Consider the following 14,744-nt stretch of genomic DNA (forward strand, 5'->3'; position numbering starts at 1 on the left):
CGGGGCCGGAGGCCCTACTTCAGTTCTGCGAGAACCGTTCCCTGCGTGATTGCTGCACCCGGCTCGACGGACAGTCCGGTGACGACACCGGCCTTGTGCGCGTTGACGGGGTTTTCCATCTTCATGGCTTCGAGAACGGCGATCAGATCGCCTTCTGCGACTTCCTGGCCTTCGGTCACTGCAACCTTGACGACGGTGCCCTGCATCGGAGCCGTGACAGCGTCACCCGATGCTGCACCTCCGCCGGCGCCGCCGCGCTTGCGCGCCTTCGGCTTCTTGCGGATCGCACCGGAGGCAGCGCCGCCGCCGTTGCCGAGCGAGAACTGGCCCGGGAGGGAAACCTCGACGCGACGTCCACCGACCTCGACGACGACGTTCTGACGCGGCAGAGCCTCGTCCTCGTCGTCTACGGGAGCACCGGCGCCTGCGTACGGCTCGATGGGGTTGACCCAGTCGGTTTCGATCCACTTGGTGTAGATGTCGAACTTCTCGCCGTCACCGATGAACGCCGGGTTCTCGACGATGTGGCGGTGGAACGGGAGAACGGTCGCGAGGCCGTCGATCTCGAACTCGGCCAGAGCGCGCGATGCCCGCTGGAGGGCTTCTTCGCGGGTGGCGCCGGTGACGATGAGCTTGGCGAGCATGGAGTCGAATTGTCCGCCGATGACGTCGCCGGCAACGACACCGGAATCGACGCGAACGCCGGGGCCCGTGGGCTCACGGTAGACGGAGACCGGGCCGGGGGCAGGCATGAAGCCGCGGCCGGCGTCTTCGCCGTTGATGCGGAACTCGAAGGAGTGTCCACGCGGGGTGGGATCTTCCTTGATGGAGAGTTCTTCGCCGTTGGCGATGAGGAACTGCTGACGCACGAGGTCGATGCCCGCGGTCTCTTCCGTGACGGGGTGCTCGACCTGCAGGCGGGTGTTGACCTCGAGGAAGGAGATGGTGTCGCCCTGAACCAGGTACTCGACCGTTCCGGCGCCGTAGTAGCCGGCTTCCTTGCAGATGGCCTTGGCGGATGCGTGGATGCGTGCGCGCTGGTCGTCCGTCAGGAAGGGAGCGGGAGCCTCTTCGACGAGCTTCTGGAAGCGACGCTGCAGCGAGCAGTCGCGGGTACCGGCGACGACGACGTTGCCGTGCTGGTCGGCGATGACCTGAGCCTCGACGTGGCGGGCCTTGTCCAGGTACTGCTCGACGAAGCACTCGCCGCGACCGAAGGCTGCGATGGCCTCACGGGTGGCCGACTCGAACAGCTCGGGGATTTCCTCGATGGTCTGGGCGACCTTCATGCCGCGTCCACCGCCACCGAAGGCAGCCTTGATCGCAACCGGGACGCCGTATTCCTTGGCGAATGCGACGACCTCGTCGGCGCCCTTGACGGGATCCTTGGTGCCTGCTGCCATCGGCGCCTTCGCGCGTTCTGCGATATGGCGTGCCGTGACCTTGTCGCCGAGGTCGCGGATGGACTGCGGTGACGGACCGATCCAGATGAGGTTCGCGTCGATGACGGCCTGGGCGAAGTCGGCGTTCTCGGAGAGGAAACCGTAGCCGGGGTGGATGGCGTCGGCGCCGGACTTCTTGGCTGCGTCGAGGATCTTGTCGAACACGAGGTAGGACTCGGCGGACGTCTGTCCACCGAGGGCAAATGCCTCGTCTGCGAGCTTCACGAACTGCGCGTCTGCATCGGGCTCGGCGTAAACGGCAACGCTGCCGTAGCCGGCATCCTTGGCCGCCCGGATGACCCGTACCGCGATTTCACCGCGGTTCGCGACAAGCACCTTCGTAATGTGCGCGCTGGCATGACTGGGCACTGAGCCTCCTGTGGTTCGCATAGTCTGTCTCCGCGGTGTATTCCTCTGGGATTTCACCATCGGGGGATTGGCATCACTTCGGAGTGTATGCATCGCTTCGGCGCTGGTTGTAACCGGATCGCTAAAGCCCACTCCGGCTTAGGAAACGGTTTCGAAAACTACCGATGAGTAGCTGTCGGAGGTGGCGGCGTCCGGTTCGGTGACGATTTCTTCGATGGTCCGGCGCAGTGCGGCCACGTAGGCGTGAACCGCGGCGTTCGCCGTCTCGTTGCCTGGGTACCTGACCGCGAGGTTGAGTCCCTGGGGTGTGCGGTTGATCCAGATGTAGACGTCGTGCGTATATGCCTTGCTTCGAAGTGCTCTGGCGTTCCATTCGGGCCACTGTGCGGCTTCGGGCACGAAGCGAACGTCCATGTAGGACACGACGAATCGCGGTCGGATCGGGGTTTCGAGGTGCTCACCGATCCGATCGAACGGGACAGCTGCGGCAGGCTTGACCGAAGCGATGGATTCGGCGGCGCGTGTCGCGAGGTCGCCGAACGAACAGTCCGATCCAACGGCGAACTCGACCGGGCACAGTCCGACGAACCAGCCGAGCGCACCCGCCCACTCCTGAGCGCTGCGGGTGTGAACCGGCGTCACGACCTCGAATCGATCGGATCCGGCGACTTCGCGACCTACAGCGGCAAGTCCGCCGAGAAGTCCGGCGAAGTACCCCACGCCGGTGGCTGCACACGTCGAACTGAAGGCCTTGGACTGGTCGGCGTCGAGCAGCCAGGTCGACAGGCCGTTCTGAGAATCGGTTCCACGGTCACCGATCGGTAGCGGGAACTGGGGTAGACCGTCCGTGCCGAGAGCCTTTCGCCAGATCTCGACCGCAGCCTTCTCGGCTTCCATGTCGGCCATGTGCTCGCGTTCGACGGCACCGAAATCGACGTAGCTGCCCACCGGAAACAGATTTGCAGCACTACCGGTCGAGGCCTCGCGGTACAGAGCTGCGATCTCGTGAGCGACCAGCACGATCGAGAACCCGTCGATGATCGAGTGGTCCGCCGCGAAGAACACGGTGAACGGACCGTCGCCACCGCGGGGCGTCAACGTCGCGAAGACGTACGACGGCCAACTGTGCGGGGACGCGTAATCGTCGAACAGGCGGTGAAGGTGGTCGAAGTTGTCCTGGCTGGACGCGTCGTAGCCGTGGCTGACGACCCCGATGTCGATTCCGCCGAGCGGGACCGTGTGCCGGGTGATCTCGCCGCTCGAGGGCTCGAGGACGGTATGCGAGCGCAGAACTTCGTGACGGTCGATCCACCGGCCGAGAGCGACTCGGAACGCATCGACGTCGAGCGGGCCGGAAATCTCGAAAGCTGTTCCCAGCCAAGACTTGTCGCCTGCGCCTGCAGCGGAACGGTTGAGATGTGCCTCGTGAATGTAGGAGACGGGCCGCGGATCCGGAACCCAGGGCCCGGTTGCGCACGGCAACCATTCGACGAGTGCGCCGGCCGGAATCGCATAGTCGGCCAGTTCGGTGAACTCCATGTTTTCAGCCCCGCAAGTGCCGCTTGATGCGCGCGAGCATGGCCGACATTCCGCGCAGACGGAGCGGGCTCACGGCTTCTGCGAGACCGAGCGCCGAATAGAAGTCGTCGGGTACACCGAGGATCTCGTCGGCGCTGTGGCCGTCGAGCCCCTGCGCGAGGATCGATGCGAAACCACGCGTCGTGGGAGCCTCGGGGGGAGCGCTGAAGTACAGACGGACGTTGTCGCGATCCGAATCGTCGACCGAGAGGAAGAGCGGCGACTGACATTCGGGGACCGGCTCCATCGCGCTCTGCTCGAGCTCCGCCGGCAACGGCGGCAGCTCTCGGCTGAACTCGAGAAGAAGGGTGAGCTTGTCCGAGGCGCCGACGGCCGCGAAGTCGTCGACGATCTCGGCCAGAGCCGAAGGAAGAGCGCTCATGACGCCGATACAGAGGACGGAACGGCGCCGGGCTCTTCGCCCTGGACGATCGGGACGCGCACGGCATTGCCCCACTCGGTCCATGAACCGTCGTAGTTACGAACGTTCGGGTAGCCGAGAAGATGAGTCAACACGAACCAGGTGTGACTGGAACGCTCACCGATGCGGCAGTACGCGACGATGTTGTCGTCGGCCGACAGGTCGCCGTAGATCTCGCCGAGTTCGGTACGGGTGCGGAAGCGGCTGTCCGGTGCCGCTGCCTTCGCCCACGGGATGCTGAGCGCGCTGGGAATGTGTCCACCACGCAACGCACCCTCTTCGGGGTAGTCGGGCATGTGGGTGCGCTCGCCGGTGTACTCCTGCGGAGATCGCACGTCGATGAGCGGCCCGTCGCCCAAGTGCGCGAGAACGTCGTCCTTGAATGCGCGAATGGGAGCGTCGTTGCGCTCGACGACCGGGTAATCCGTTGACGTGATGTCGGGAACGTCGAAAGCGGTGTCGCGGTTCTCGGCGATCCACGCATCGCGGCCACCGTCGAGAAGACGGACGTCCTCGTGGCCGAAAAGAGTGAAGACCCACAGTGCGTAGGCCGCCCACCAGTTGCTCTTGTCGCCGTAGATGACCACGGTGTCGTCGCGGCCGATGCCCTTGCGGTTCATCAACTCTGCGAACTTCGCACCGTCGATGTAGTCGCGGGTGACCGGATCGTTGAGGTCGAGATGCCAGTCGATCTTCACGGCTCCGGGGATGTGGCCGACGTCGTACAACAACACGTCTTCGTCGGATTCGACAACCTTGAGGCCCGGCGCACCGAGATTCGCCGAGAGCCATTCCGTCGAGACCAACCGGTCGGGATGCGCGAACTCGGCAAACGCGGTTGAGGGATCGGGGGCAACGGGCACGGGCGTACTCCTGAAGACGAATCGTTCGGTTCGAACACGGACTTGATCGATTCTATGCGCTGTGCGCAAGGTGAGACGCCCGGAAGCAGGTTCTGCCTGCTCGTGCCCGTTGCCGACCCTAAATCCTCGGTGTTCCTGCTCCGACGCTCGAATCTCTCAATTGTTCGGTGACACTTCCGATCGGCGTCACGCCCCGGGCGCAGACTTCTCTCAGAATCCGGTCGAGTTCGGTGAGGAAATTCACCATGGTGTCGTTTGCCGTCTCGGTGTCGGGAAAGCGTGAACGCAGCGAGAGACCACGGTTCGTTCGCGAAATCCAGAACTGGGCGTCGTCGGCGACCGTCACATTGCTGATGTGATGGGCGTTGAGGAGATCATGATCGTCTGTGCCGGGTAGTTTGCGGTAATCGATGTACGACACCATGAAGACGTCGGTGCGCGTGCGTCGAATCTTGTCGCCCAAAGCATCTCGAACCTGGGCCATGGTGACGCCCTCGAGCGTCAACGCAACTCGGAACGACGCGTGCGTATGTGCAAGGGATGCACCGAAATCCGCGTCGGGAGTGATCTGGACCGTGATCGGCGCGCTGGTGGTGAGCCAGCCGATCGCGTCGGCCCACCGCGGATCTTTGCGAATGTGAAGCGGAAATTGCAGCGGAAGCGTCGACTGGCCGGTGTACGAGTGGACGGAAAGTCCCATCGCAGTGAGGATTCCGGTGAACACGCTACCGCCGGCGGATAGGCAGATCTCGTCGAACGTCGCAGTCAATTCCTCGTCGAGCAGCACGCGCACATCGGCGCCCTGCGGCGCGGGCTTTCCGCCCTCGACGCCGAGATCCAAGGGGAAACTCGGTGATGTGCCACCGCAGATCTCGTAGAACCTTGCCCACTCTCGGATTCGAGGGTCGTTGTCGACGGGAAGCAGAGCGTCTGCCTCCAGTTCGCAGTACCGCACGAAACTTCCCGGGTCACCCAGTCGGCTCATCACTGCGTCGACGGCCTCGTGGTCGGTCAGGTCGGGTAGGGCGATCAGTCCCTCGTAGATCTGTCGCAGTTCCCCGAGAGCGATGACCAACGAGTAGCCGTCGACGAGTGTGTGATCGAACGCGCTCAGGACCGTGTAATGCTCTTCGCGTTCGACCGTGGCAAACGTGTATGCAGGGAAGGTCAGTGGATCGCATACCGTCGTGAATCGCTTCTTGAGATGCGCTCGGAGGTCTTCGGTCGAATCGAATTTCAGAGGTTCCGAAGTCTCGATGTGTGTGCCGTCTGGATCGAGTCCCATTCGGGTGGTGGTGAACTCGCCCACCTCGAATCCTGTGTGCAGAGTGTCATGGCGACTGATGAACAGGCGCAGCGCGAGATCGAGTGCAGGCCGATTCAGTTCTCCGGGAAGGTCGAATGCGGCTGCCATCCACACACTCCGGCCCATGCCGTGTGTTCGCGCAGTCTCGAGGTGAAAATGCTGGTTGTACGACGGTGGTACTTCCGACTCGGTGACGGCGCCGTCCGCGGGCTGGAGCGACCATTCGGTGACGATTCCGGGGTCGAGTCCGTATCGATCGATCGAGGTGACATGCATCAGGCCACTCCCTCTGGTGCCACGAACGAGTAGTCGCCTTGAGCTGCAACAGTTTTGATGATCTTCGAGACATGCTCGGCGAAGCGGGTGGCCGATTCGTGGGCAATGGGGGTGTCGGGGTGAGACACGGCGATCCAGGTTCCGGTGTGCATCCGGTTGATCCACATCGACGCGATCTGAGTCTCTTTGCCGCCGACTATTCCCGTTGCCTTCGTCTCGGCGTAACTGTATGGATCCGGCATGCGTCGGCCGTCGATGTACGAGACGATCGGCGGCGGGGTGAGCGTCTTCGACAGTCCGCCGGGTGCGGAATCCGACTCGGCCAAGCTCGACAGAACCAGATCGATGACCTGCTGCACAGAGACATCGAGGAGTGCCTTGCCGTCGTGGTACCCCTGCTGCCCGAGCTTTGCCAACTCGGTGAAGCGTCGCTTGTCGTCGACGTCGATGCCGACCGGGATCAGGTTGATGTACCAGCCCTGCGCAAACGAGTCGGCCTCGGTTCGTGTGCTGACCGGCGAGAGGGCGATGTACTTGTCGCGTCCGGCGAGTTCGAATTCCGCAATCGCGAGCGCGGTGAACATTCCGCCGATGAAGTTGGCGCCGTTGGCTTTACAAACCGCACCGAACTTCTCGCACTCGATGTCGTCAGCCAGGTCGAAGCGTGAACCGATAGCCGGTTTGGGCGCGTCTTCGGCCCCGAGAGGGAGCGGAAATCCGGGGAACGAGCCGCCGCTACGCATGAGGTAACCGAGCCACTGGTGCACTTCGGGTGACTGCATCGTCAGCTCGGTCGTCCGTGCGCGCTCGACGCGACCGAACTGCGCGTAACTTCCCGCGGGGCCCAGTTCGGGATGTGACCCGGTCGTTTCCGCTGCGTAGAGCTGACGCAATTCCGCGTACATCAACACCATCGAGTTCATGTCCGAATGGGCGTGGTCGACTGCATGGAACAGGGTGAAGCTCGGATCGGCTTCGAGGTCGGCATGGTGGTGCTCGACGGCACCGAACACGAAGGCCGGCCACTGCAGCGCGCTGGTTTCGGTGGCGAACTTGGTCGCGACGAGCGCGCGGATCGCCTCGGATTCGGAGACGTCGTCGCCCACGCGGTACTCGAGTTCGATGCTTTCGACCGGCACCACGTGTCGACGGACCTCGAACGAGGTGTCCGCAGCGTCGGTGGTTGCTTCGTCGAACGAGAACCAGCTGTGCAGCGTGTCGTGGCGACGGATGTAGCGCTGAAGGGCTCGCGTCATGGCGTCGCGGTCCAGTGTTCCTGCAAAATCGAAGGCGATACCGATCCACGGAGACTGCGGATCGCCCTTCTCTGCGGTGACGCGGGCGCGTCGCAGGTGGCGATCCTGCATCGTGGTCGGGGGTAGTTCTCGGTCGATCTCGGCTTCGGCGGCTCGTTGAGCGGAAGCATGCGTGACGCCCCATTCGATTACCCGCCCAGGAAGCGGGTGCCAATGGGTGATCAAGTTCAGATCCATCGAGTAGAACTCCTGCGTGTGTCGTCGAGAAGCCTGCTCTGAAAATGGGCAGACGACGAACTATCCCATCTGGGGGACTGAATTGTCCGAAATACTACAATCTAAACAAGAACAGGTTCTAGAAGCGTTGTGTTCGATTAGGATCATTCGGTGCTTCCGGACCCTTTAGGTGACGCTGTCGGCGCCGACCACAAGGGCGGGCGGCGAGCTGGTTCTCTGACGCCCTGGCTCGGGTTGGCGACGAGTCTGGCGGCGGCATTCATGCAATTGCTCGACGCGACCATCGTCAACGTCGCGCTTCCGAGTATCGCCGTCGATCTTCAAGCAGGCGTATCGGCGCAGTTGCTCATGGTCAGCGTGTACATCCTGGCTTTCGCGTGTTCGTTGATCACTGCAGCGCGGCTGGGGGACCTGTTCGGCCGTAGAGTTGTTTTTCTGACCGCCTTGTCCGTATTCGTGGTTGCCTCGTTGCTGTGCGGGCTCGCGCAGAGCGCGACGATGTTGATCGTCTTCCGGGGTCTGCAAGGATTGGCGGCCGGTTCGATGTCCGCCCAGACGTTCGCCATCATCTCGGGTCTGTTTCCGAAGGCCAGGCATCCGCGAGTCTTCGGGATCTACGGTGCGACCATCGGGCTCGCAACGGTCAGCGGGCCTCTGATCGGCGGGCTGCTGATCGAGTGGAATCTGTTCGACTGGGGCTGGCGCCTGATCTTCTTCGTCAACATCCCGATCGGCATCGCCGCCTTGATTCTCGGATATTTCCATCTCGTCGATGCTCGCGCTGAGCATGTGCGCTCACTGGACCTCATCGGCGCCGCACTGTCATCACTGGCGCTGTTCCTGCTGATCCTTCCCCTGGCCGAGGGAAGGGCGCGCGGATGGCCCACAGGTCTTGTCGTAATGCTCGCGATGTCGGCGCCGGTGGCAGTGGCGTTTGTGCTCTACGAATCGCGTTTGGCGAAACGAGGCGGCGATCCGGTCCTTCGTCTCGAGCTTTTCCGCGACCGAGCCTTCACAATCGGCGCGGTTCTTGCGTTCGTTTTCTTCGGAACCCTGACTTCCTTGATCTTCACCATCAGTCTCACCCTTCAGTTCGGCTTCGGGTTCTCCGCATTGCGAGCGGGCGTCATGACGCTGCCGTGGGCCGTCGGAATGGGCGTGGCGGCGGTTCTCTCATCGGCGGTGTACCGGATGCTCGGAAACCGTGTTCTGATCCTGGGGATGGTCGTCTTTGCCGGCTCGCTGATCGCGCTGTCGATCATCCTCGAACGCGAAGGAACCGATCCACGCTGGCTCGCGCTCGCCGGTCCGCTGCTTCTCGGTGGCGCAGGTCTCGGACTGTTCGTGGCACCACTGCAAACCGCGATCCTTGCGACGGTCGAACCCGCGCACGCGGGTTCGGTGTCGGGACTGCTTCCTACCGTTCAGCAGGTTGGCAGCTCCATCGGACTGGCCTTGATCGGAGTGGTGTTCTTCTCGCTCGTCGCGGGGCAAGCTCCGCAAGCAGTGCAGGGAGAGCGGCCCGAGTACGTTGCGAACCTTGAAGCTGCCGGCGTTGGTCCCGGCCTGATCGACATCGCCGAAAAGGCCTTTGTCGATTGCGCAACAAGCCAATTGGCATCCGGAACACCGATGGAGGTGGCGCCGGAATGTCGCCGGGACGGCTCCGCCGGTGCCGGGGGTCAATCCGTTCAGGTGGCAGTTGATGCCGCGTACGCATCGACTCGCGCGGCGGCCGGCGAAGCATTTCTCGAAGCGCAGCGCCGTGTGCTCGCGATCATCGCAGCAATTGCGCTCGGTATCGGATTGGCGTCGACTGCTCTGCCGCGGGTCAATTCGCCGGTCTGAAAATTGCCCTTGACTCGAACGGGTGTTCGAGTACCCTGTGTGCAGGGGATCGGGGGATTCAATGAGTGTCTTGTTGTCGGACGTGGTGTCTGGTTCTGCGGTGGGGTTACGCGGACGTCTGTGGCAGTTGTCTGCTGCTGAGTTACGTGCGGCTGCGGTGTCGGCGAGCGCGGAGATTCTGCGTCTCGAGGCTGTGCGTGTGGCGGTGGTCGACGAACTCTCGTTGCGCCCGGATGATCAGGTGATCGCCAGCCGCGGGGTGGGTGCGTGGTTGGCGGCCAACACGATGCTGCAGGTTCGGGACGGGAAGAAGATCGCCGCGTTGGGTGCGGCTTTGCGGCCGTTTCCGGCGGTGGCGGCTCGGTTCGATTGCGGGGATTGCTCCTTCGAGCATGCCGTGTTGATCGTGGCGTTCTGTGAATCACCACCGAAAGGCATGCCGGAGGAGGCGCTACCTCGCTGTATCGATTTGTTGTTGGCTGCTGCGTCGGGTGTGGAGGCCACGACCACGAAGGTGCGGAACGTGATCGCGACCTTGGAGCGAGTGTTCGAATCCGATGAAATTCCGCCCGCCGAGGATGTCGACCTCAACGAGCTCCGGATCGCGTCGACATTGAACGGTCGAGTGGTGGTGCGCGGCGATTTCGACGCCCTCACCGGCGAGATGTTGCTGTCGGCGTTGTCGAATCTGACGATGCCCACCCCGGCACCGGACGGCACTCCCGATGCCAGGTCGGCGGCGAAACGCACCGCGGACGGGTTCACCGAACTGATCCGGCGTTATCTGGACTGCGCGAAAACCGGTACCGATGGTGGTCAGCGTCCACACGTGAACGTGCACATCAATGCTCATGATCTCGCTGAGCATCGAGACTGCGCCGCCACACCAACTGATGGTGGTGGAGTGGCCGTGTCTGATCTTGATGTCGGGCACATGCCCTGGCTCGGGCCACTCTCGGTGTCGCAGACCAGGCTTCTCGGGTGTGATTGTTTCCTCTCGACCGTCCTGCTCGACGATCACGGCGCGCCGTTGGATGCGAAACCCGGGAAACGGTTGGTGACCGCGGAGCAGCGAGTGGCGTTGATCGCCCGAGACAAAGGCTGCGCCTTCCCGGGCTGCACATGCGTGCCCGCCTGGACTGATGCGCACCATATCCGGCACTGGGCCAACGGTGGCCCGACGGTGATGAACAACCTGGTCCTGCTGTGCCGTTCACACCACCGACTGATGCACCGAAAATCAGGGTTCGTCGGGAAGTGGGAGATTCGGATCGGTGTCGACAACAAGCCGTGGTTCATTCCGCCGCCCTCGATCGACCCGCAGCAGCACCCGCGGCCGGCCAACACCACCTTCAAAACCTGAAGGGTCAAACCTTTTCGGTGACAACAAAAACGACCAGCTTCGCATCGGCATGGACCCGATGCGGGGCTGGTCAGTGGTGCTTAGAGAAAACGTGCTTGGAGAAAACGCGTCAGAAGATGCTCTGCGTGCGCCAGAGATCCGAGACGGAAACCCCGACACGCTCGAGAAGTGTTCGTACCAAAGGTAATCCGATACCGATGACACTCGAGGGATCACCCTCGATCCTCTCCACGAACCAGCCGCCGAGACTGTCGAGCGTGAATGCTCCGGCGACTTGGAGCGGCTCGCCCGTTGCCAGGTATGCCTCGAGATCTTCGGTGGACGGTTGCGCGAAATGAACCACTGTTGCGCTGTGATCCGAGGCCATGCGGACGATGCGGCCGTCGGCGACGCGTAGGACACAGTGCCCGGTCAAGAGAGTGGCGCTGCGTCCGGCCATTGCGGCCCATCGCTTTCGGGCGATATCGACGCTGCCCGGCTTGCCTTGAAGTTGCCCGTCGATCAGGAGCATCGAATCGCACCCGACAACGACTACGTCGGTGAGATTGTCGGCGGCAAGACCGGGAACGATCTCGGCGGCCTTGGCCTCCGCCAGTACCGTCACGACTTTTTCGGGGGCGGCGTCGGGTCCGAGGTTGTCGGCGATCTTGTCCTCGTCGACGCCGGAGACACGCACAAGCGGCGAAACCCCGGCCGCCCGCAGAACTGCGAGGCGAGCCGGGGACGCTGAAGCTAGAACCAGTTGAGTCACGTCAGCAGAGTGATCGTCAGCTGCGACGGATCGCGGGGTTCAGGTACGCGTACGGCGAGAACGGCGCACGCGTGCGGTGGAACTGAGTCGGATCGCCCCAGGTCTCCGCGGGAACGTTCGACTCGGGAGCTTGACCGCTGCCGGCAGCCGCAGCAAGCACGCTGACCAGTGCCGCGATCTCGACGTCGGTGGGCGAACCCTTGACGATCTTGATGACCGACGCGTCGGAGGTCGACGTCTCGGTCAGCTCCGTGAGCGAAGCATCCGTCGCGGTTCCCTCGACGACCGCACCGTTGGTCGGTGCAGTCTCCGCCAGTGCGACATCTTCGCTGAGAATGTCCTCGGTGGTTGCGGTCATAGGGGAATGTTCCCATGCTTCTTGGGCGGAAGGGAAACGGCCTTGCGCTCTAGCAGTCGCAATGCGGAAACGATTTGTCCGCGGGTGTGCGACGGAGGAATGACAGCGTCGACGTATCCGCGCTCAGCGGCGACGTACGGGTTGACGAGTGTGTCCTCGTACTCGTTCTGCAGCTTGAGGCGCAGTGCATCGACGTCTTCGCCGTTCTTCGCGGCTTCGAGAAGCTGCTTGCGGTAGACGAATCCGACAGCTCCGGATGCACCCATGACGGCGATCTGAGCGGTCGGCCATGCCAGGTTCACGTCGGCGCCCATGTGCTTGGAGCCCATGACGTCGTACGCTCCGCCGTAAGCCTTGCGGGTGATGACCGTGATCTTGCCGACCGTTGCCTCGCCGTACGCGTAGAGGAGCTTCGCGCCGCGACGGATGATGCCGTTGTATTCCTGCTCGGTTCCGGGGAGGAAACCGGGAACGTCGACGAGGGTGATGATCGGGACGTTGAACGCGTCGCAGGTACGCACGAAGCGAGCGGCCTTCTCCGAGGCGTCGATGTCGAGGCAGCCCGCGAACTGGGTGGGCTGGTTGGCGACGATGCCGACCGAGCGTCCGTCGACGCGACCGAAACCGACGATGATGTTCATCGCGCGCTCAGCCTGGACCTCGAGGAACTCGTCGTCGTCGAGGATGCGACGAATGACCTCGTGCATGTCGTACGGCTGGTTGGCCGAGTCCGGGATGAGGGTGTCGAGTTCGATGTCCTCGGCGGTCAGGCTGTCTTCGATCGAACCGACGATGGGGTCGGTGATCTCGCCGCGGGGAGCTGCTGCCTGGTTGTTGGACGGCAGGTAGCTGAGCAGGTCCTTGACGTAGTCGAGTGCGTCCTGCTCGCCGGAAGCGACGTAGTGGGCGACGCCGGACTTGACCATGTGGGTGCGAGCGCCGCCGAGGTCTTCCATCGTGACGTCTTCACCGGTGACCGTCTTGATGACGTCGGGGCCGGTGACGAACATCTGGGAGGTCTCGTCGACCATCACGACGAAGTCGGTCAGTGCGGGGGAGTACACGTGGCCGCCGGCGGCGGGTCCCATGATCAGTGAGATCTGGGGGATGACACCCGAGGCCTGGACGTTGCGGTGGAAGATCTCGCCGTAGAGGCCGAGCGAGACGACGCCTTCCTGAATGCGCGCGCCTGCACCTTCGTTGATGCCGACGAGGGGCCGTCCGGTGCGGATCGCGAGGTCCATGACCTTGACGATCTTCTCACCGTAGATTTCGCCGAGCGATCCGCCGAAAACGGTGGCGTCCTGTGAGAAGACACAGACGTCGCGGCCGTCGATGGTGCCGTAACCGGTGACGACGCCGTCGCCGACCGGGCGGTTGTCAGCGAGACCGAAGTTCACGCTTCGGTGCCGTGCCAGTGCGTCGAGTTCGACGAAGGAGCCCTCGTCGAGGAGGGCGGTGATGCGCTCGCGGGCGGTCAGCTTGCCTTTGGCGTGCACCTTGTCGATGGCGGCTTCGCCGCTCGGTGCCTGCGCCTGGGCTTGGCGATTCCGCAGGTCCGCGAGCTTTCCCGCGGTCGTGTGGATATCGGGTGCGGCCGCCGCCTCCGGCGCGTTCGGCTCTTGGACAGTGGTCATGGACGTGAGCTTAACGAGAGTGCGTGGGGGGCTTCGAAGGCAGGTCCGATTGTCGCTGTCTTGCAGGCTCAAGCTACTGACCAGTACATTCTCGCCGTCGTCATAGGCTGGGGCTATGTGGACCGACTTGAACCGACCGCCCCTCGACGGCAATGCCCTACGACGCGCACTCGTGCGCAGTGACAACGACGACGCGCGCGTTTTCTGGAACCGCCTCGACGTTGTCGAGGAGACCGGTTCGACGAACGCGGATCTCCTTGCGCGAGCGGCAGATCCGGATGCCGACCGTCACGTTCTGATCGCCGAATATCAGGCGAGTGCCCGTGGCCGTCATTCGCGCACGTGGGTGAGTCCGCCGCAAGCGCAGATCTCGATGTCGGTTCTGCTGTCGATGCCCGGAATGAATCTCGCGGACATGGGTTGGCTCCCGCTACTGTCGGGAATCGCGGTCGTCGACGCGCTGCGCAACGTGGCCGAAGTGCCCGCAGAACTCAAGTGGCCGAACGACGTTCTCATCGGTGACAAGAAGGTCGCCGGCATTCTGGCCGAGGTGGCGAGGACGGCGCCCGATCCCGCGGTGGTGGTGGGGATCGGGCTGAACGTGAGCCTCGGCGTCGAGGAGTTGCCCGTCCCGACCGCTACGTCACTGCTGATCGAAGAAGCATCGACTGTCGACCGCGACACTCTCGTTCGCGCAATCGCCCGTGAATTGGCGACGCAATTCCGTGCTTGGGAATCGTCGAAATGGGATACATCTGTGTTGGCTGCCGAATACCGGCAGCGCTGCGGGACGCTGGGCAAACGAGTCCGCGCGGTCTTGCCGGGCGACAAGGAGGTGTTCGGTATCGCGACCGACGTCGACACTTCCGGACGCGTCGTCATCGAAATCGAGGGAACAGATGGGGAGACCTTTGCGGTCGCAGCGGGTGATATCACGCACCTTCGCGCCGCCCCGGTCACCGAATCGTGAACGTTGCCGGATTTTCTGGCACCAAAGTGCTAATTTTTGGCCCGGACCGGTTTTGAACCAACCGTCCGT

Annotated in this window: 12 protein-coding genes; 3 read left to right on the forward strand and 9 right to left on the reverse strand. The window is 63.2% G+C overall.

Translation table 11 applies throughout. The features are described 5' to 3' along the window. Window positions 1–14 precede the first annotated feature (14 nt). From KTR60_RS10610 to KTR60_RS10635, 6 genes are all read right to left on the reverse strand, one after another. Entirely contained in the window at window positions 15–1,811 is a 1,797-nt protein-coding gene (locus KTR60_RS10610; RefSeq protein WP_030535031.1) for an acetyl/propionyl/methylcrotonyl-CoA carboxylase subunit alpha, read from the reverse strand. A 138-nt stretch (window positions 1,812–1,949) separates the two neighbouring features. Beyond that, window positions 1,950–3,350 carry a condensation domain-containing protein gene (locus KTR60_RS10615; protein WP_228402135.1) on the reverse strand — a complete coding sequence of 467 codons (1,401 nt, stop codon included), beginning with the start codon at window positions 3,348–3,350 and terminating at the stop codon, window positions 1,950–1,952. A gap of 4 nt (window positions 3,351–3,354) precedes the next feature. Beyond that, window positions 3,355–3,771 carry a SufE family protein gene (locus tag KTR60_RS10620; RefSeq protein ID WP_003940804.1) on the reverse strand — a complete coding sequence of 139 codons (417 nt, stop codon included), beginning with the start codon at window positions 3,769–3,771 and terminating at the stop codon, window positions 3,355–3,357. Beyond that, window positions 3,768–4,673 carry a sulfurtransferase gene (locus tag KTR60_RS10625; protein ID WP_003940962.1) on the reverse strand — a complete coding sequence of 302 codons (906 nt, stop codon included), beginning with the start codon at window positions 4,671–4,673 and terminating at the stop codon, window positions 3,768–3,770. The genes KTR60_RS10620 and KTR60_RS10625 overlap by 4 nt, the downstream gene beginning before the upstream one ends. A gap of 118 nt (window positions 4,674–4,791) precedes the next feature. Beyond that, the gene (locus KTR60_RS10630) at window positions 4,792–6,255 is read right to left on the reverse strand and encodes a condensation domain-containing protein (protein ID WP_050654892.1); all 1,464 of its coding nucleotides are present in this window, start codon (window positions 6,253–6,255) and stop codon (window positions 4,792–4,794) included. After that, window positions 6,255–7,748: a condensation domain-containing protein gene (locus KTR60_RS10635; protein WP_064112572.1), complete on the reverse strand. Its 1,494-nt coding sequence runs from the start codon at window positions 7,746–7,748 to the stop codon at window positions 6,255–6,257. The genes KTR60_RS10630 and KTR60_RS10635 overlap by 1 nt, the downstream gene beginning before the upstream one ends. 150 nt (window positions 7,749–7,898) lie before the next feature. On the opposite strand from KTR60_RS10635, the gene KTR60_RS10640 reads away from it, so the two are divergent. Continuing rightward, window positions 7,899–9,596, forward strand: coding sequence for an MFS transporter (locus tag KTR60_RS10640; RefSeq protein ID WP_042922151.1), 1,698 nt, complete (start codon window positions 7,899–7,901; stop codon window positions 9,594–9,596). A gap of 61 nt (window positions 9,597–9,657) precedes the next feature. After that, entirely contained in the window at window positions 9,658–10,959 is a 1,302-nt protein-coding gene (locus KTR60_RS10645; RefSeq protein WP_228402136.1) for an HNH endonuclease signature motif containing protein, read from the forward strand. 109 nt (window positions 10,960–11,068) lie between these two features. On the opposite strand, the gene KTR60_RS10650 is transcribed toward KTR60_RS10645, so the two are convergent. Genes KTR60_RS10650 through KTR60_RS10660 form a run of 3 tightly spaced genes read right to left on the reverse strand, consistent with a single transcriptional unit; the run spans window position 11,069 to window position 13,705 of the window. After that, window positions 11,069–11,710 (reverse strand): Maf family protein, encoded by a 642-nt coding sequence (locus KTR60_RS10650; protein WP_007731146.1) that lies wholly within the window; start codon window positions 11,708–11,710, stop codon window positions 11,069–11,071. A 16-nt stretch (window positions 11,711–11,726) separates the two neighbouring features. Then, a complete protein-coding gene (locus KTR60_RS10655; protein ID WP_007731147.1) occupies window positions 11,727–12,068 on the reverse strand; it encodes an acyl-CoA carboxylase subunit epsilon in 342 nt (113 codons plus the stop codon). Next, the gene (locus tag KTR60_RS10660; protein WP_003940853.1) at window positions 12,065–13,705 is read right to left on the reverse strand and encodes an acyl-CoA carboxylase subunit beta; all 1,641 of its coding nucleotides are present in this window, start codon (window positions 13,703–13,705) and stop codon (window positions 12,065–12,067) included. The genes KTR60_RS10655 and KTR60_RS10660 overlap by 4 nt, the downstream gene beginning before the upstream one ends. A gap of 115 nt (window positions 13,706–13,820) precedes the next feature. Between KTR60_RS10660 and KTR60_RS10665 the strand changes: the two genes are divergently transcribed. Further along, the gene (locus KTR60_RS10665; protein ID WP_003940755.1) at window positions 13,821–14,675 is read left to right on the forward strand and encodes a biotin--[acetyl-CoA-carboxylase] ligase; all 855 of its coding nucleotides are present in this window, start codon (window positions 13,821–13,823) and stop codon (window positions 14,673–14,675) included. The last annotated feature ends 69 nt before the right edge of the window (window positions 14,676–14,744 follow it).

Origin of the sequence: Rhodococcus sp. C1 (assembly GCF_020809065.1) — a bacterium.
Classification (GTDB): domain Bacteria; phylum Actinomycetota; class Actinomycetes; order Mycobacteriales; family Mycobacteriaceae; genus Rhodococcus_F; species Rhodococcus_F qingshengii.

What these genes read in the sequence shown, in the direction of transcription:
- KTR60_RS10615 (WP_228402135.1), bottom strand. Translation starts at nt 3,350, where the DNA reads ATGGAGTTCACCGAACTGGCCGACTATGCGATTCCGGCCGGCGCACTC.
- KTR60_RS10620 (WP_003940804.1), bottom strand. Translation starts at nt 3,771, where the DNA reads ATGAGCGCTCTTCCTTCGGCTCTGGCCGAGATCGTCGACGACTTCGCG.
- KTR60_RS10630 (WP_050654892.1), bottom strand. Translation starts at nt 6,255, where the DNA reads ATGCATGTCACCTCGATCGATCGATACGGACTCGACCCCGGAATCGTC.
- KTR60_RS10635 (WP_064112572.1), bottom strand. Translation starts at nt 7,748, where the DNA reads ATGGATCTGAACTTGATCACCCATTGGCACCCGCTTCCTGGGCGGGTA.
- KTR60_RS10645 (WP_228402136.1), top strand. Translation starts at nt 9,658, where the DNA reads ATGAGTGTCTTGTTGTCGGACGTGGTGTCTGGTTCTGCGGTGGGGTTA.
- KTR60_RS10655 (WP_007731147.1), bottom strand. Translation starts at nt 12,068, where the DNA reads ATGACCGCAACCACCGAGGACATTCTCAGCGAAGATGTCGCACTGGCG.
- KTR60_RS10660 (WP_003940853.1), bottom strand. Translation starts at nt 13,705, where the DNA reads ATGACCACTGTCCAAGAGCCGAACGCGCCGGAGGCGGCGGCCGCACCC.
- KTR60_RS10665 (WP_003940755.1), top strand. Translation starts at nt 13,821, where the DNA reads ATGTGGACCGACTTGAACCGACCGCCCCTCGACGGCAATGCCCTACGA.